We start from the raw sequence: 17666 nt of genomic DNA, 5'->3' as shown, positions 1-17666 counted from the left end.
GTATAATATCAGGTAAACTTTTTATAAAAAATAGAATGAAAATAGTTTTGTGTGTAAAGTTAACAGTTTTATGGAATTTGTGTATAATGATTTATAATAATGCAATATATTAAACAAATGGGGGGATATCATGAAGAGGCTATTATGTTTATTAAGTGCAGCAACATTATTTTTAGCTGCTTGTGGTGAGAAAAAAGAGGAGACGGAAAAAGAGCATGCATCTAGCTTAGATGCGAAACAAGCAAAAACAAAAGAAAAACCTGAAATCAAAGATAACGCGGTTGAAATCAAAGGGGTAAAAGTGAAAATTTTAGGTACAGAAATTGTGCCTAAGGGGACAACCGAATATCAAGATGATGATGTTTTAGTTGTAAAATATGAAGTGACGAATAACAGTAAAGATGACAATGAAGTTAAACCAACTAGGTCTTATATGAAAGTGTTTGAAGCGTATCAAGATAGTAAAGACTCAGAAAAACGCTTAGATTATGGTCATGTAAGAGGGGAAACTTATGATAGTGAAAGAGATAAAGGTGAAGATAATATAAAAAAAGGAAGTACAATTTCATCTATTGAAACGTACAAGTTAAATGATTTAGAATCACCTGTTTTATTAAAAGCAAAAGATCAGGAGAACTACGAGGATCCAAACATCGGTTCAATCAAAGTTAATATTAAAGACAAGAAATCATCTGATAAGAAATCATCTGAAGACGATATTAAAAGTGAAGATATGACTGACTTATAAGAAATCAAAACACTGGGATAAGCGATATTTCAGTGTTTTGTTATGTCCATTTTGAGTCGCAAATTTTATCAAATAAGTTGAAAAATGATTTATTTAAGGTATGATGAGTAGTGAATAAAATAGTTCTTATTAAGAGTGAGTGGAGGGACTTGGCCCTGTGAAGCTCCAGCAACAACCGCAAGGTGACGTGCTAAATCCAACAAGGTAACTTGAAAGATAAGAAGACGTACGTGAAGCGCTTCTTCTTGCAAGGAGGGCTATTTTATTTATCCAAAATGAGAAAAAGGTGGTAAATAAAATGACAACATTCGCTAAACAACAAATCAGAGAGAAAATGGAAGAACTGGAACAATGGGAATATTATGAACCGATGAATATGGCCAGCAGTATGGGAAGAAAAGCGCAAATTCATGATATTGAGGCAACAATCAGACAGATGGTTCCATTGGAAGTAATTAAAGATTGGTTAGAAGAAAAATAAGAAAGAAGAGAAGTTCATGATCGCAATCAGTGCATGTTTAATTGGAGAGAATGTACGTTACGACGGCAGTCATAAATTGGATAATGCATTACGCCAACTGATTCAAGAAGGAAAGGCAGTGGCGTTATGTCCTGAAGTGTTAGGCGGTTTGGCTACACCGAGACCACCGGCTGAAATTGTCGGTGGGGATGGTTTTGATGTGTGGTCAGGTCGTGCTAAAGTCATTGCGACGACTGGTGAAGATGTCACGGAGGCATTTAAACAAGGTGCATTAAAGACATTGGAATTACTACAAAAACATCAATGTACTGCAATGATTTTAAAGTCGAAAAGTCCTTCTTGTGGAACCTCTGAGATTTATGATGGAACTTTCAGTGGTCATTTGAAGTCAGGTGAAGGTGTCTGTGCAGCGTTGTTAATACGCCACGGAATTACGATTATGAATGAATTGAACTGGAAAGAAAAATTAGATTTCACATCGATTTAATTTTTAATGTGAATTTTATTATTGACAGAATATTCTTTTAACTATAGACTAGGATTAATTCAAATAATATTAATTGATTATGATGAGTAAAGTACATATTGAAGAATTAACAGAGAGCTTTTGGTTGGTGTGAAAAAGCAATTCGACAATATCGAAAATGGACTCTGAATCTGTCAGCTGAATCATTAAGTTGGCACGTGTTAGCAAACGTTACCACTGCTCGAGTATGATAGTACTGTTGAGGAGAAGTATGGACTTCTTGAAACTGGGTGGTACCGCGCAGAATCGAATTCTACGCCCCTGTAAAGCTTTAGTATAGGCTTTATGGGGGCTTTTTTATTATTTGAAACAAGAACATAAACATAGGGGGAAGTTAAGATGAGTGAATTATTGCGTTATGATATTGTAGGAAGTTTCTTAAGACCAGAGGCATTAAAAGAGGCGCGCGCAGCATTCGAAAAAGGAGAAATTGATCAAGCTGCCTTAAGAGAAGTAGAAGACCGTGAGATTAAAACATTGATTGAGAAACAAGTTGAGAATGGTTTGAAATCTATTACAGACGGCGAATTCCGTAGAAGCTGGTGGCATTTAGATTTCTTCTGGGGATTGAATGGTGTAGAAGCGGTCAAAGATGAAGGCGGCTTTGAGTTCGATGCGGTTCAATCTCGTATTGAGACAGCACGTTTATCAGGACCGATTTCAGGAGAAAATCATCCATTTGTGGCAGACTTCAAATTCTTATTAGCTCATACACCAGAAGGTATCGAGGCACGTCAAACTGTACCAGCCCCTGCCAGACTTTTCTCAGAACTGACACGAAAAGAAAATATTGAAGAAACGCGCAAATATTACGAAACAGATGATGCATTAATTGATGCGATTGCGGATGCGTATCAAACGGTGATTGAAGATTTATATGAAGCGGGTCTCAAAACGATTCAATTTGACGATACAACATGGGGACGTTTAGTCGGCGACCAAACTGAAATCAATGGTAAAAACGGTGACCAAGAAGAAAAAGAACGTTTAAAACAGTTATTCAAAGACGTGAATAATCGCGTAATTGAACGTTTACCTAAAGGCTTACGTGTTCAAACTCATATTTGTCGTGGTAACTATCGTTCAACATGGTTCGCCTCAGGCGCTTATGACAGTGTCGCAACACCGTTATTCGACCAAGAAAACGTAGATGCCTATCTTTTAGAATATGACAGTGATCGTTCAGGCGGATTTGAACCGCTTAAACACGTATCAGGAGATAAACAAGTCGTGTTAGGCCTCATCACTTCTAAAGATGGTGAATTAGAAGATATAGACGAAGTCATTAAACGTATTAAAGAAGCATCACAATATATCCCGTTAGACCGTTTAGCTTTAAGTACACAATGTGGCTTCGCATCAACGGAAGAAGGTAATAACTTAACTGAAGCACAACAATGGGCTAAAATTCGTTTAGTTAAAAGTATTGCGGAAGAAGTATGGCCTGAAAAAGTAAAAGGTTAAATCATCAATACATTGATGAATGATAGAAGATGAATTTCACTATAGAAGGTGGAATTCATCTTTTTTTATTCAATTCTTTAAGTTAGCTTCACAAAAGTCACCAAGCTGACAAAGATATTTAATCACTACCTTGTATTATTTAATAGTAAGGGGTATATTATAAGTGAACTACTATTAAACATTAAACAGTACTGAATAATGTATTGGAGGTTTGCTATGAATATACAATTTAAGAAAGGTGCACTTGAATTTTTGGTCTTGTTGATTATTCAAGGTGAAGATCAGTATGGCTATTCACTCGTACAAAAAATTACACCGCGTATCAAAATCGCAGAAGGGACCGTCTATCCTTTAATGCGCCGCTTAGTCAAAGAAGGCTATTTAACAACTTACTTTAAACCGTCGACAGAAGGACCAGCACGCAAGTATTACCGTATTACCGAAGAAGGTCATGACCGTTTAGAAGCATTGCTTAAAGAATGGAAGGCCTTTACAGAAGCTGTAGATTTATTTATTGAGGAGAGTGAGAGAGATGAGTAAACAAGAATATTTACAGTTATTAAATCGTTATTTAACGCGCGTTTCACCAGAAGAACGCCAAGATATTTTAAACGAGTATGAAACACACTTTATCAGTGGTAAAGAAGCAGGCAAAACTGAAGAAGAAATTTCCCGGGAATTAGGCAACCCGAAAGATATCGGACGTGAAATGAGTGCGAATGCGGCAGTAGATAAAGCAGAATCTTCTCGTAATGCCGGGAATGTCACAAATGCGGTGTTAGCGGTGATGGGATTAAGTATTCTAAACTTTTTCGTTATTACCATTGTAATTGCGGCATGGTTTGGTGTGCTTTTATCTTTAGGTGTTGCGACGCTCACTTTTCTAGCTGCACCACTATTCTTGCTGGTCAAAGGCATGATAGATGGATTTGGAGAAATTATTCCTCTAGATATCTATGTTTCATTTACATGCTTCGGAATCGGATTGATGTTATTTACAGTAACGTACCTTGCATATAAATGGAGCTTCGTTCTCTTTGTGAAATATTTACGTTGGAATATTAAAGTTGTGAAAGGAAGTGCGCAATCATGAAAAAAGCATTGTTGATTATCTTTAGTATAGGCTTAGTGATTACAGTCGGTTTCGGAATTGCGGGCTATGTAGAAGGAAAAAAACAACTTAAAAAATCTGACAATCCAATTCATTACACAAAAGATTATAAGAATGAAGATGCGAAAATAAAGAATTTGAAAATCAATACGGATACGTCGAACGTCATCATTAAAAAAGGTGCTCACTTCCATGTTAAAGGGGAAGGTGGTATTAAAGGAAAGACAAAAATTAACAGTACTATCAAAGGTGACACATTAACAGTTGAATCAAAATTGCCAAATCCAACTATTAATTTTACATTCGGAAATATTACCAACACTACGCTCACAATTACTGTACCTGAACGTCAATTATCAGATGTGACAATCTACAATGATACAGGAGACATGACAATTGAAGGCTTGAAAGCGAATCATTTAGACGCGCAGTTGGATACAGGAGAGTTATTGTTAAAAGCAGCTGATATCAATAAAGTAGATTTGACAAGTGACACAGGAGATATTGAAATCGCGCAAACACTTTTCAAAAATATGAGAATCGGAAATGATACTGGCGATACTCAAGTCAAAGGTATCAAAGGGGATGTAAATCTCCAAGTCCAATCTGACACAGGAGATATTGAGGTAGATTATGCAGAACCACCTCAAAACACTAAAGTCATTCATAACGAAGATGTAGATATGGATATCCATCAACCTGCTTTAAAAGCGAAACGTTATGGCAATGCATCACACACGATTCATTTAGAATCAGATACAGGTACAGTGGAAATTAATTAAAGGTATCATTATGAGCACTTAAGCAGATGAAATTCTGTTTAAGTGCTTCTTTAATATAGTAGAAATTAATATTTTTACTTTTGATTTTGTCTATAAGTTTAATTACTTTTTTTGTGTTTATGTATACGTTAGAATGTCTCTTGCGAAAAAATAAATGAAAGGAGAAAGGGATGATTAATTTATTATCAGCCATTGGGTCTATCGGAACCTTTATTATGGCTTTATTCTATTTAGTGTCTGTATCAATTCAACTCTATCAATTGCGTATTTCTTTTACACCAGCGATTGGTTTTAATCAAATTTTATTGCAGACGAGTAAAAATGATCGATTGAAGTTATTTAATATCAGCACGGCGAGTCAAGATAGCAACCGTTTTTTAAAGTTGTATAACTTAGGCGGCGGTGCCGCAAAAGAAGTGATAGTCACAATCACACACATGGGTAAAGATGAAGTACTTCAAAAGAAATATGTCAGTATTTTACCAAGTAAAGAGTACTATCTTGTACCTATTAATGAAGGTGTCTTTCATGAATTAGAGGAAACAATTAAACAGAACGGTTATGAAGCTGCTTTAAAAGTAGATATAAACTTTAAACACAACTTAAGCCGTAAAACACAGCATATAGAGTTGTTCGGTAAAATTGATAGTTTCAATCAATTAGATGAAAATCCAATCTATGAATTGCAGTTTGTTCAAAAATCTGCGATTAACCAATAGTAATTTGGCTCCAAAACATCAAGTTTGGGGTCTTTTTTTATGTATGAGCATAAATACTTGCATTATCTTTAAAGTAGTATTATTATATTAAGTATAATAAGTATATCAGAAGAACAACGTCCTCAGTATAAGATAGAAAATAGTAGAAAAGGGAAGTTATTCAAAGATAAGGAGATGAAATTAAATGAACAACAACTTAAAAGGTATGCACCATGTCACTGCGATTACAAGTGATGCGATTAAAATATATGATTTCTTTACAGACGTATTAGGTCTAAGACTAGTGAAAAAAACAGTAAACCAAGATGATATCCAAACTTACCATTTATTCTTTGCGGATGATGAAGGAAATGCAGGAACAGATGTCACATTCTTCGATTTCCCTGGAATTCCTAAAGGTACACATGGAACAGATGAAATTGCGCGTATTACATTACGTGTACCATCAGATGCGGCGATTGATTTTTGGAATAATCGTTTAAGTGAGTTTGACGTGAAACATGAAGCACCAACTGAATTATTCGGTAAAAAAATCTTACGCTTTGAAGATTTTGATGGCCAACTTTACACATTGATTTCTGATGAAACAGATTCAGCAGATAGTGTAGAACCAGGTGTTGCTTGGAAAAATGCGCCAGTACCAGAAGAATATGCGATTGTCGGTTTAGGACCTATCGAATTAAACGTGAGCCGTTTCGATCCATTCAAACAAATCTTCGAAGAAGTTTACGGCTATAAAGAAGTTGAATCAGAAGGTGACTACCACTTATTCGAAACAGGAAAAGGCGGTAACGGCGGACAAGTCATCGTACGTAAACTTGGCGGCAACCCAGGTATGCAAGGCTATGGTACAATCCATCACACTGCGTTCCGTGTGGCAGATAAAGATGAATTAGATGTATGGATTGACCGTTTGAATAACTATCAAATCGGCAACTCTGGATTTGTAGAACGTTACTTCTTTAAATCACTTTATTCTAAATTCTATCCTGGTATCTTAATTGAAATTGCGACAGATGGTCCAGGTTTCATGGGAGACGAACCTTACGAAACAGTAGGCGAAATCTTATCATTACCACCATTCTTGGAACCAAAAAGAGAACAAATTGAAGCACAAGTACGTCATATTGAAACAACGCGCCACAATCAACCAGGCCGTACAAATCAATAATATATCACTAAGGAGGCAGGTATCATGGCTTTAGATACAATGAAGCACATTTTTAGAAAAGGGCAAAGCGCAGATCAACCTACATTCATCTTATTACACGGTACAGGTGGAGATGAATCGGATTTATTCCCACTCGCATTACGTTTGAACCCAAACTATAACATTTTGGGTGTGAAAGGAAATGTGGATGAAAATGGGATGACACGTTTCTTCAAACGTCATGGTGAAGGTCAATATGATTGGAAAGACTTAGAAGAACGCGGCACAGAATTATATGAGTTCTTACAAGCAGCCGCAAAAGAATATGACTTTGATTTAGAAAATGCGATTTTAGTCGGTTTCTCAAACGGTACGAACATTGCGATTAACTTACTATTACGTGAGGAAACTAAATTTGCGAAAGCATTATTATTCGCAGGGCTTTATCCGACACACATTGATCCTGTGAAAGATTTAAGTGGCACAGACATCTATCTTTCAATGGGTACGCATGACCCTATCGTACCTGTATCTGAAAGTGAACGTTTAATTGATTTATTCCAACGTTCAGGTGCGAATGTTACAACACATTGGACACAATCACATGGCATTACTGAAGAGTCACTTAATGAAGCAGTAAAAGTAGTAAACGAACAATAATTTTTAATAAATAGCTTAATAGACACGTGATTGAAGGACCTCCAGACAAATTCAATCAAACCCCCTTAATCAAGCACTCAGACTTTTGATCAAAAAGTACTGGGTGCTTTTTAATTTGTTAAAGCATAATAAAAAGCTTCTGCAGACACAGAAGCTAAACTAATACAGGATAGATCTTTTTAAACTCAGAGTATTAAATCGAGAATGTTTTTTAATATAATCAAGGCGACTACAAAAACGATGACACTGGACACTTTATTAAGGATTAAAATAAATTTACCAGACTTATCGACAGTGCCGACTATCCGCCCTAAAACTGCCAAGAAGATAAACCAAATCCAAGAAATGGAGATGGTGGCGATAGAAAAAGCCAGTTTGTCAGCACCTTCATAGATTGAAGCACTCGTCCCAATGACACCGACGGTATCCATAATAGCGTGCGGGTTGAGTAAGGAAACAGAGAGCGCAAATAGTATTTGTTTTTTAGGACTCATCGGTTCAATTTCTTCAATATTAGACGGCTTTTCTTTCCATAGTGACCAAGCCATATAGATTAAGAATACAAAACCGATGAGATAAATTACTAATTGTAACATCGGCATAGACATTAAAATCAAAGATACGCCGAGTATTGCGACTGCAATTAAAAACGTGTCACAAAACCCTGCAGTGAGGATGACGGGTAAAGCACGCGTCAATTTTTTCTGATTCGCACCTTGGTTAAACACAAAGACATTTTGTGCACCTAAAGGCAAAATCAGACCTAACGCTAACAAAACACCATGAAGTATCGCTTGTAACATCAATGACTGCCCGCTTTCTCTATACAATATCTCTTTGATTGTGTGATGGAGCTAAGCGTGTGCATAAAGAGGGATTGTATGTTTTTTAGTTAATTTGTAGTATATACAAAAACTAAAAAGTGTACAACGCATAACAAAATGACGGATAAGAGATGTATATCATTCAGTGTCTCGTTCGTTTATGATTTATTTTGTTAACTCGAATTAAGAATTTATTAAACTTTGGTTTATGGAGTGTGTAGACACAAAACGCTACACTGAAAATAGGAAATTAAGCAATTATTTTCTGTGGATTTTCATTAGTTGACCGCTATATCAAACCGATTATCCTTATTCGTTGGATATCCGAATTTTGGCTATCGTTCAAAATTCGGATTTTTTAATTCTTTTAGAAAAGGCAGGTTACGCTTTTTATGGTTTTAATAATCCTAGGTTTATTCTTTATTATTCGTTTATACTCTTTATCCATCTCTATTCATCATGAACGTCAATTGATTGCGCAAGGTGCAGTGCAATATGGCGCAAAGAATTCAAAATATCTTGCGTTATTACATATTTTAATTTATGTGGCCAGCTTTGTTTATGCGACAATCGCTCAACCTACATTTAATGGAGTATCACAAATCGGACTTGTATTGCTGATAGTCAGTTATATCATGTTATTTTGGGTGATTCGTACATTAGGGCCGATTTGGACATTGAAAGTCTACATACTTAAAGAACACCACATTGTAAAATCCGGGCTCTTTAAATTTGTTAAACATCCGAACTACTTCTTAAATATTATTCCTGAATTAATTGGTGTAATCTTATTGACGCAAGCTTATCCTGTAAGTGTACTGCTTATTCCATATGCGGTATCACTATATGTGCGTATTCGACAAGAAGAAAGCGCGATGGCACATCTTAAGTAAATAACATAACTGTGCAAGACTAAGAATGAATTTTAAACGTTCTTAGTCTTTTTTGTTAAGAGTTTTACAATATTTAATGGTGTTTAATTGAAGGTGGAAATAAAGAGGAAAGAGAACCTATAATAGAGTTGAGAAGAATGTGTTGGAGGTGAGTATGTATGTTGAAGGTGAAAGCACCTAAACATCTCTTTTTGGAAGGGGGAGATGAAGCGGTGCTGTTGTTGCATTCTTTTACTGGTACTGTACAAGATGTCAAAGAAGTAGCAGAAGCATTACATAAAGAGGGTTATACCTGTTATGCGCCTTGTTATAGAGGGCATGGTCTGCCTGTTTCTGAATTTGTACAATATGATATCAGAGATTGGTGGGAAGATGCAGAAGCGGCTTATGGTTTTCTGCATGCGAAAGGATACCGTCAAATCACTGTCCTTGGTGTGTCGCTAGGTGGTATTTTTGCGTTGAAAATAGCTGAACAGTTTGATGTAGATCGTGTGATTGGGATGTCAGTCCCTTATCATAAATCTGCAGAAGGCGTGTTAAGCAGATTGAACCATTATGGTACACGACTACAATATTATATTGGTTGTACTGAAGAAGAACAAGCAGAAGAAATGGCTTATGTACCTGCTTATCAAGAAGGTGCCAATCATTTCGAAGCGTTTGTGAATCAAACGATGAATGAGCTTGGCAGAATCAAAGCGCCAGCGCTGTTATTATACGGTGGCAAAGATGATGTTTCGTATAAAGAAAGTGTAGACAGCATCGCTAAAAAGTTGGTTCATGCATCGGATATTGAAACTGGATGTTTTGAGGATTCAGGTCATTTAATGACAAGAAGCACAGAGAAACAAAAAATCATAGAAAAAATCATTAATTTTATGTAAGTTTAAAATGAATTTTTCTGAAACCGTTTTACTTAACAACGAAAGTAGCGTAAAATCATACAAGATAATGTTTTTTTCAGAGTGTTCGTATATGATAAGATGGCCATAAGAGTACTTTTACTATTAAATTTCCTGCGAACACTCAAACGTGTGTTGACTGTGATAGTTAAAATAGAGTATTCGATTGTAAATCAACAAACAAAAACTAATTACCCTGAAAAATAGATATTTCCACCCAAGAAGAAGAGAAAGAGAAAGATGAATTGGAGGGATTTCGTTATGAAAAACGAAATAGTCAACAACGCGATTGAGCTATTTGCGCAAAAAGGTTACTACGGTTGTACCCTAGAAGAAATAGCCAACAGTGTATCTATAAAAAAGCGAGTTTATACTATTATTTCCCAAGCAAAGCTAATATTTATGAAGCATGTTCAAATAGAATTATCCAACACTTTAATAGAATACTAGATTTACAAGAAAATATGTCACAACGTACTTTAGAAAATTTACGACAATTTATCTTAGATATGATCTTTAAACCTAACATTAGTTATTTACGTATGTATATACAATTCAACCAAGCACCTGATGAGTTTAAGGAGCAACTGTATCAAGGTATTGCTACGCTGCATAGTAAATTGAGTCGTATTTTAGAACTTTATTATGAAGCTAATGATATTTCAATGCCAATCAGAGAGTTTAAAGATTTAATGTTAGGTATCATGGAAAGCGGCTTTATCAGGACAACTTTCGTTAATTACTTTGATGAATTAAGTTATCGCAGATATACTATGGAAAAAGATGTTGAATCAACATTGAACGCTTTGTTGGAACTCAAATAAGTTCATATCCATCATAACTTTAAAGCAAGATGAGATTATCCAAGAGGGTAATCTTTTTTTATGTCGTTTTCACTTAAAAGTGATTATATAAGCAATGTTAAGTAGCTTTGGTGATACGGGCTAGAAAAAATCAAAAATATACGAAAAAGCCTATAATGACAAGGTTACAGCGTGATGTTATATTTAATTGCTAGTTGAGGGATTGCTATATTTGTGTTATAGTATACTTACTTACATAAACGCTTTAACGCTTTAAAGTAAATTAGTTTAATCTGAAAATAACAGAAAAGGATGAGCAGCGTGTCCAAACAATCACAGTGGAAAACCTCAACCGGATTTATTTTAGCAAGCGCAGGTTCGGCCATCGGATTAGGAGCCATGTGGAAATTTCCATATATGGCCGGTATCTATGGCGGCGGTGCGTTTCTACTCATGTTTTTAATATTTACAATCTTTATAGGCTTACCGTTACTTATTATGGAATTTACAATCGGTAAGCTCGGAAGAACTTATACAACCGCTATTTTTGGTAAATTATCTAATAAAAAATGGACAAATGTTATCGGCTGGAGCGGTAACCTGGCTGTCTTTGTCTTATTTGGCTTCTATAGTGTAGTCGGCGGTTGGATTATGATTTATATCGCACAAGTTGCGATGCAGATGATAGGACTAAGAGACGGCACACTTGGCAGTATTCAATTTGAACAAGTCATCTCAAGTCCGCTTTATACTATGTTAGGACAAGGTTCTTTTATTTTAGTGACGATGATTATTGTTATGTTAGGTGTTGAACACGGACTTGAAAAAGCATCTAAAGTTATGATGCCTTTACTGTTCATCTTTTTAATTTTAATTGTGGTACGTTCACTCTCATTAGAAGGTGCTTCTGAAGGTGTACGTTTCTTATTAGAACCGCGTATGGAAGAGTTATCTATGGAAGGTATTCTCTTTGCACTTGGGCAATCATTTTTCGCCCTCTCATTAGGAACGACAGGAATGATTACGTACGCAAGTTACGCACCTAAAGAGATGACGATTAAAACTTCTGCGTTATCCATTGTTATTATGAATATTATTGTGGCTTTGCTTGCAGGTTTAGCGATCTTCCCAGCAATCAATGCATTTGGTTATAAACCAGAAGAAGGTCCTGGCTTATTATTTAAAGTCTTGCCGCATGTATTTGAGAAAATGACCTTTGGACCGGGATTCTATTTAATATTCTTGATTTTATTCTTGTTCGCAGCGTTAACATCATCCATTTCATTACTAGAATTGAATGTGTCTAACTTTACTAAAAACGATAACCGTAAACGTGGTAAAGTCGCGCTAATCGGCAGTATACTAGTCTTTATTATCAGTATCCCAGCAACTTTATCATTTAGTACATTAAGTCATGTACACTTTTTAGCGGGTACGATTTTCGACAATATGGACTTCTTAGTTTCTAATATTTTAATGCCTTTAGGCGCACTTGCGACGACTTTATTTGTCGGTCAATTATTGAAAAAAGAAGATCTTAAATCAGTATTTGGTAATGATCGTTTGAAAATCTTTATGCCTTGGTATTACTTAGTTAAATATGTCTTGCCTGTGGTAATACTCTTAGTTTTCGTCATCCAATTCTTTAATTAAAATAAAATGAATCACAAAAGAAAATTCCCGCTGCATCATGCATGCAGCGGGAATTTTTTGCTGTTTAGTCTTAATAGCTAATTGAATTTGAGAATATGTTCAGTAGGTTTTATGGAGTCTCTACTTTATTGAATTTACGTTTTAGCTTTATATATTGGTGATATTCCCACTTATGACGCAACTGTTTAAAGTCATCAGATTTAAAATAGATAAACAGACCTATAAGTGCAGTTAAAACTAACAAGATATTAATCACAACATTAATCTGTTCATAGCCATATTCATAGAGGTGAACGCTAGAATTATTAAGTATGTGCAGTAAGATAGTGACTTTGATATCTCTAGTTAATGCAAAAACGATACTATAAATGAATCCTGGAACTAAATAAGGGAAAACATGCTGGTAATCGCCTGAGACCACCACATGAAGAAAGCCGAAAATGATTGTAGAAAGTGTTACATAAATTGCCATTCTCAAAAACATGGATTTGCGGTTAGTTTCGTTAAACAGAAAAGAAGTGGCGGTTAAAATAATGATAAAAAGCATGCCTCTAAATATCACTTCTTCTATGATAGGTGCATTAAAACTAGTACCAAGAAATGAAGAAGGAAAATCAACAGCTTGCTCTTTTAAAATCTTTTGATTCTCTGACTCGCCTGTGTAAACAAGTCCACTCAGAATACTTGTGGCAAAATAGGAAACAGTAATCAAGGAAAATTTGATAGACCAACTTAATTTTGTCAATTGAACGTATTTGGGGCTGAATAAAGAAGGTATATGACATATTTTCAAATAATATTGATAAACGAATAAAACGAGTATCGGAATGATAATATAAAGTGCAATTAGTATTATTGGATCTTCAAAGTGATCAGTCGCAAATAATAAGCTATACATAAAAGCACTCATGAGTAGTATTGATATAGTTATCCATTTGATTGCTAGAAAAATAGTTTGTATGAAGTTTTTAAAAGTATTGTGCGTGTGAAGCACGTTGCATCCTCTCCTAATTTTTAATTTTCACTAATGTATCACATCTTTATATAAATTACATTACCTTCATTAAAAGTTCACTTTATTAATTTTATTTTGATTATTTGTGAATAGACACAATGAAGTTACATCAATATTTTTAAGTTACACTTTAAGAGAAAATTGCATTTACAACTGCAATGCGCTATAATTCATACCAGTACGATAGGAATAATGGGAATGAGTGGTGAAAAACAGGAGTCGGGCCTGTCATCATGCATTTCACGGGGAGGACATCTATGATTGGATTTGATTTAATCGGCAATACACCTTTGGTTAAATTGGAGTCGTTCAGTGATGATAAAGTATCAATTTATGCAAAACTAGAACAATTCAACCCTGGCGGCAGTGTAAAAGACCGTTTAGGCAAATATTTAATTGAACAAGCAATGGAACGTGGACAAATTAAGCGCGGTGACACAATAGTGGAAGCTTCAGCGGGCAATACGGGTATTGGCTTAGCGATTGCGGCGAACCACTATGGCTTACAATGTGTGATTTATGCGCCGATTGGTTTTGCGGCAGAAAAGATTTCGATTATGGAAGCATTAGGCGCAAAAGTGATTCGCACACCGCAAAATGGCGGTATGTTAGGTGCGCAACAAGCAGCGCGTGATTATGCGGCTGAACATGGTGCGTATTATACGAATCAGTTTGAGTCAGAAGATAATCCAGGTGCGTATCGCGATACGATGGCACAAGAAATCTTAAAAGCATTGCCTGAAGTAGATTACTTTGTGGCAGGTGTCGGTTCAGGCGGAACATTTACAGGGACTGCTGAAGTCTTAGCACAACACGGTGTTAAAAATGTCATTGTTGAACCTGTCGGGTCAGTGTTGAACGGTGGTAAAAAACGCCTGCATGACACAGAAGGTATCGGTTCTGAAAAATGGCCAGGCTTCTTAGATAAAGGTTTAGTAACGGATATTTTAACCATTACAGATGAAGATGCCTTTCATAATGTAAAACAACTTGCGCTACAAGAAGGACTGTTAGTAGGCAGTTCCTCAGGTGCTGCATTACAAGGTTCATTAGAAATTAAAGCGCGTATAGACAAAGGAACGATTGTCACAGTCTTCCCAGACGGCAGTGATCGTTATATGTCTAAATCAATTTTTAATTATTCGGGAAAAAATAAGGCGTAAAGGAGTTAAAGATTTATGAATAAGAAAACACAAATGGTACATGGCGGCCATACAACAGATGATTATACAGGTGCGGTAACAACACCGATTTATCAAACAAGCACTTATTTACAAGATGATATCGGGGACTTACGCGAAGGCTATGAATATTCACGTAGCGGTAATCCGACACGTGCTGCGTTAGAAAGTGCGATTGCGGATATTGAATATGGACGTTTTGGTTTCGCATTCGGCTCAGGTGTAGCCGCAATGTCTGCAGTTATCATGTTATTAGATAAAGGTGATCACATTGTGGTGAATTCTGATGTATACGGCGGAACATTCCGAGTGTTGACGAAAGTGTTCAATCGCTTCGGTATTGATGCGGATTTCGTAGATACAACAGAAGTTGAAAACATTGAAGCAGCAATTAAACCAGAAACAAAAATGTTAATGATTGAAACACCATCTAACCCATTATTACGTGTGACTGATATTAAAGCTTCAGCGGAAATTGCGAAAAAACATGATTTAATTTCTGTTGTGGATAATACATTCATGTCGCCTTACTTCCAAAACCCATTAAAATTAGGCGCAGACATTGTGTTACATTCTGCCTCTAAATATATTGGCGGTCATAGTGATGTTATCGGCGGTTTACTTGCAACAAGCGATGAAGATTTAGCTGAACGTCTTGGCTTTATTCAAAATTCAACAGGCGGTGTGCTTGGACCACAAGACAGTTATTTATTAATTCGTGGTATTAAAACATTAGGTTTGCGCATGGAACAAGTCAGCCGTAGTGCAGTGGCAGTTGCTAAAATGCTAGCGGAACATCCTAATGTTCAAAAAGTATACCATCCAAGCTTAGAAAGTCATCCAAATCACGATATACATGAAAGCCAAGCATCAGATCATACAGGCGTTGTTTCATTTGTAGTTTCTGATATTGATGCCGCAAAAGCAGTAATTCGTGAAACAGAATACTTCACATTAGCTGAAAGCTTAGGTGCAGTAGAAAGTTTAATTTCAGTACCCGCTTTAATGACACACGCTTCTATTCCAAAAGAAGTACGTGAAAAAGAAGGCATTGAAGACGGATTAATCCGCTTATCTGTTGGTATTGAAGATACAGATGATTTAGTCGCTGATTTAAAACAAGCTTTAGACCAATTACAAAAATAATTTCATAGTAAATATGTATAGAACAAAGGTGCCTTCCAAGTCGGAGAGGCACCTTTCTTATTTAAGCAATTTATTATTCATTGTTTTCGCGAATTTCGAAAATCTCTTTAGCAATCGTATTGGCTTTAGTAAGTGGTAAAGCGTGATAAGCTGTATGATTTTCGACCGCAATATTTTGGTTGATATGTGTGTGATAATATTGATCTAATGCGTTTTTATTGATGAAAAATTGAATTTCAGGACAACAACTGTCTGCACATTGTGTTTCTGAACATAGGTTTTTAAATAATACATAGATAGCTGGATTCTCAGTGTTAAGTTGACCGTCTTTAAGTGAGATTTGAATCGGTGCTTTCGTTTCTGCGCACTGGGCTTCTATATGAATCGGTTCATTCAAGGTATAGTGAATGCCTAATGCATCAATCGCACACATCGCATAGACAGTAGTATTATCTGAAAGTTGAACTTTAAATGAAGTTGGATGTGTCGCAAAAGGATAGAGACAAGTGATAAGGTGGTCTTGTACAACAATCACATGTTTATCAAGTAATGTTTGATAAGCGTCTATAAATGCAGGGGGAGTAGTCGGTTGTTTAACAATTTCTTGAATCAAAGATTGTCTTTGTTGATGTTCATGCAGTGTAAGTAACGCATCAAAATTAAAGTAATGCATCTAAAACGACTCCTTTCTCTTTAATCGTAATCATTTCGATTTAATTCTACGCTTATTAAACACATTAAACAAATAAAACAAAATATATAGAAAGGGAAGATAAAGTATGGTGGATTTTACAAGACTGGAACAATATTTAGAAATAGATACTGATCAATATCATGATACAAGCTTAGAAACGTTAAATGCCTATATCAGACAATATGCGCTGCATGTACCTTTTGAAAATATCAATGTACAAAATGGTTGGCCGCTTGCGTTAACAGACGAAGCAATGATGCATAAAGTTGTCGATGAACAGCGCGGGGGCTTCTGTTATGAAATGAATTATTTCTTTAAACATTATTTAGAGTATAAAGGATTTGAAGTTAAGGCTTTATCTGCGACTGTGTTAAGTCCAAAAGGTTGGGCGCGTGAAGGTTCGCATATGTCCCTTCAAGTCGTAATTGAAGGTGTACCGTATGTTGTAGATGTCGGTTTTGGGGATATGCCGAAGTTTGCGTTGCCGATGGATAAAACAAGTATGCAAGACGTGACAGGCAGTTATCGTGTACATCATGTCGATGAAACACATTATGATATTGAAAAATGGTCTGAAGATGATCATCAATGGCAGACTAGCTATCGTGTATTAAATGAACAAAAACAATTAGAAGATTTTAAAGACGGCATTGAGTTTAATCAATCCAGTCCTGATTCTATCTTTGTGCAAGGCCTATTAATCACAATAGCAACTGAAGTCGGACGTAATACGTTGACTGAAAATCATTTAACATTATTGGTCAATGGTGAGAAGAGTGTTCAAGATACAACGTCTGATAATTATCAAGCATTCTTAGAGAAGTACTTTGGAATCCCTGAAATGACCATTCAGACATTTGAATAGTCATATGATAATGAGATTAAAACAGTAAGATGTAAAATCATAAGTTAGA

Annotated in this window: 21 protein-coding genes, 1 riboswitch and 1 other annotated feature; of the genes, 18 read left to right on the top strand and 3 right to left on the bottom strand. The window is 35.8% G+C overall.

Annotated elements, in window-relative coordinates; all coding sequences use genetic code 11:
- Positions 1–130: 130 nt before the first annotated feature.
- From BU038_RS04105 to BU038_RS04055, 10 genes are all read left to right on the top strand, one after another.
- A complete protein-coding gene (locus tag BU038_RS04105; RefSeq protein ID WP_107604938.1) occupies positions 131–748 on the top strand; it encodes a DUF5067 domain-containing protein in 618 nt (205 codons plus the stop codon).
- 123 nt (positions 749–871) lie between these two features.
- Positions 872–971, top strand: a riboswitch (SAM riboswitch).
- A 75-nt stretch (positions 972–1046) separates the two neighbouring features.
- Positions 1047–1229, top strand: coding sequence for a hypothetical protein (locus BU038_RS04100; protein WP_107604937.1), 183 nt, complete (start codon positions 1047–1049; stop codon positions 1227–1229).
- A gap of 16 nt (positions 1230–1245) precedes the next feature.
- Positions 1246–1716: a DUF523 domain-containing protein gene (locus tag BU038_RS04095; RefSeq protein ID WP_107604936.1), complete on the top strand. Its 471-nt coding sequence runs from the start codon at positions 1246–1248 to the stop codon at positions 1714–1716.
- A 70-nt stretch (positions 1717–1786) separates the two neighbouring features.
- Positions 1787–2021: a binding site (T-box leader), on the top strand.
- Between the two features lie 73 nt (positions 2022–2094).
- Complete coding sequence (locus BU038_RS04090; protein WP_107604935.1) at positions 2095–3219, top strand: 5-methyltetrahydropteroyltriglutamate--homocysteine S-methyltransferase; 1125 nt, start codon at positions 2095–2097, stop codon at positions 3217–3219.
- A 216-nt stretch (positions 3220–3435) separates the two neighbouring features.
- Positions 3436–3759, top strand: coding sequence for a PadR family transcriptional regulator (locus BU038_RS04085; RefSeq protein WP_107604934.1), 324 nt, complete (start codon positions 3436–3438; stop codon positions 3757–3759).
- Positions 3752–4312, top strand: coding sequence for an HAAS signaling domain-containing protein (locus BU038_RS04080; RefSeq protein ID WP_107604933.1), 561 nt, complete (start codon positions 3752–3754; stop codon positions 4310–4312). The genes BU038_RS04085 and BU038_RS04080 overlap by 8 nt, the downstream gene beginning before the upstream one ends.
- Positions 4309–5112 (top strand): DUF4097 family beta strand repeat-containing protein, encoded by an 804-nt coding sequence (locus BU038_RS04075; RefSeq protein ID WP_107604932.1) that lies wholly within the window; start codon positions 4309–4311, stop codon positions 5110–5112. Before BU038_RS04080 ends, BU038_RS04075 begins: the two co-directional genes overlap by 4 nt.
- A 170-nt stretch (positions 5113–5282) precedes the next feature.
- Positions 5283–5831: a hypothetical protein gene (locus BU038_RS04065; RefSeq protein ID WP_107604930.1), complete on the top strand. Its 549-nt coding sequence runs from the start codon at positions 5283–5285 to the stop codon at positions 5829–5831.
- Between the two features lie 184 nt (positions 5832–6015).
- Entirely contained in the window at positions 6016–7002 is a 987-nt protein-coding gene (locus BU038_RS04060) for a ring-cleaving dioxygenase (protein ID WP_107604929.1), read from the top strand.
- A gap of 39 nt (positions 7003–7041) precedes the next feature.
- Positions 7042–7641, top strand: coding sequence for an alpha/beta hydrolase (locus tag BU038_RS04055; RefSeq protein ID WP_107604940.1), 600 nt, complete (start codon positions 7042–7044; stop codon positions 7639–7641).
- A gap of 185 nt (positions 7642–7826) precedes the next feature.
- On the opposite strand, the gene BU038_RS04050 is transcribed toward BU038_RS04055, so the two are convergent.
- Positions 7827–8444, bottom strand: a complete 618-nt coding sequence (locus BU038_RS04050) for a LysE/ArgO family amino acid transporter (RefSeq protein ID WP_107604928.1) — start codon at positions 8442–8444, stop codon at positions 7827–7829.
- Between the two features lie 413 nt (positions 8445–8857).
- Here BU038_RS04050 and BU038_RS04045 point away from each other — a divergent pair, with 413 nt between their 5' ends.
- The 5 genes from BU038_RS04045 (at position 8858) to BU038_RS04030 (ending at position 12716) form a co-directional block, all read left to right on the top strand.
- Entirely contained in the window at positions 8858–9358 is a 501-nt protein-coding gene (locus BU038_RS04045; protein ID WP_107604927.1) for an isoprenylcysteine carboxyl methyltransferase family protein, read from the top strand.
- A gap of 158 nt (positions 9359–9516) precedes the next feature.
- On the top strand, positions 9517–10242 hold the full coding sequence (locus tag BU038_RS04040) for an alpha/beta hydrolase (protein WP_107604926.1): 726 nt from the start codon (positions 9517–9519) through the stop codon (positions 10240–10242).
- 279 nt (positions 10243–10521) lie between these two features.
- A complete protein-coding gene (locus tag BU038_RS12640; RefSeq protein ID WP_241963144.1) occupies positions 10522–10710 on the top strand; it encodes a TetR family transcriptional regulator in 189 nt (62 codons plus the stop codon).
- Positions 10711–10724: 14 nt separating this feature from the next.
- Positions 10725–11084, top strand: coding sequence for a hypothetical protein (locus tag BU038_RS12635; protein ID WP_241963143.1), 360 nt, complete (start codon positions 10725–10727; stop codon positions 11082–11084).
- A 300-nt stretch (positions 11085–11384) separates the two neighbouring features.
- Positions 11385–12716 (top strand): sodium-dependent transporter, encoded by a 1332-nt coding sequence (locus BU038_RS04030; RefSeq protein ID WP_107604925.1) that lies wholly within the window; start codon positions 11385–11387, stop codon positions 12714–12716.
- A gap of 109 nt (positions 12717–12825) precedes the next feature.
- On the opposite strand, the gene BU038_RS04025 is transcribed toward BU038_RS04030, so the two are convergent.
- Positions 12826–13710: a CPBP family intramembrane glutamic endopeptidase gene (locus BU038_RS04025; RefSeq protein WP_107604924.1), complete on the bottom strand. Its 885-nt coding sequence runs from the start codon at positions 13708–13710 to the stop codon at positions 12826–12828.
- A gap of 278 nt (positions 13711–13988) precedes the next feature.
- Between BU038_RS04025 and BU038_RS04020 the strand changes: the two genes are divergently transcribed.
- Together BU038_RS04020 and BU038_RS04015 are read left to right on the top strand one after the other, a co-directional pair.
- Entirely contained in the window at positions 13989–14894 is a 906-nt protein-coding gene (locus BU038_RS04020; protein WP_107604923.1) for a PLP-dependent cysteine synthase family protein, read from the top strand.
- Positions 14895–14909: 15 nt separating this feature from the next.
- Positions 14910–16058 carry a trans-sulfuration enzyme family protein gene (locus BU038_RS04015; RefSeq protein ID WP_107604922.1) on the top strand — a complete coding sequence of 383 codons (1149 nt, stop codon included), beginning with the start codon at positions 14910–14912 and terminating at the stop codon, positions 16056–16058.
- A 73-nt stretch (positions 16059–16131) separates the two neighbouring features.
- Here the strand turns inward: BU038_RS04015 and merB are convergent, their stop codons facing one another.
- Positions 16132–16731 carry an organomercurial lyase gene (gene merB, locus BU038_RS04010; RefSeq protein WP_107604921.1) on the bottom strand — a complete coding sequence of 200 codons (600 nt, stop codon included), beginning with the start codon at positions 16729–16731 and terminating at the stop codon, positions 16132–16134.
- A 106-nt stretch (positions 16732–16837) separates the two neighbouring features.
- Between merB and BU038_RS04005 the strand changes: the two genes are divergently transcribed.
- Entirely contained in the window at positions 16838–17617 is a 780-nt protein-coding gene (locus BU038_RS04005) for an arylamine N-acetyltransferase family protein (RefSeq protein ID WP_107604920.1), read from the top strand.
- Positions 17618–17666: the final 49 nt, after the last annotated feature.

Source organism: Staphylococcus simulans, from assembly GCF_003043455.1.
Taxonomy (GTDB): domain Bacteria; phylum Bacillota; class Bacilli; order Staphylococcales; family Staphylococcaceae; genus Staphylococcus; species Staphylococcus simulans_A.
Note: the sequence above shows the minus strand (reverse complement) of the source record. Positions and strands in the feature narration are given on the sequence as shown.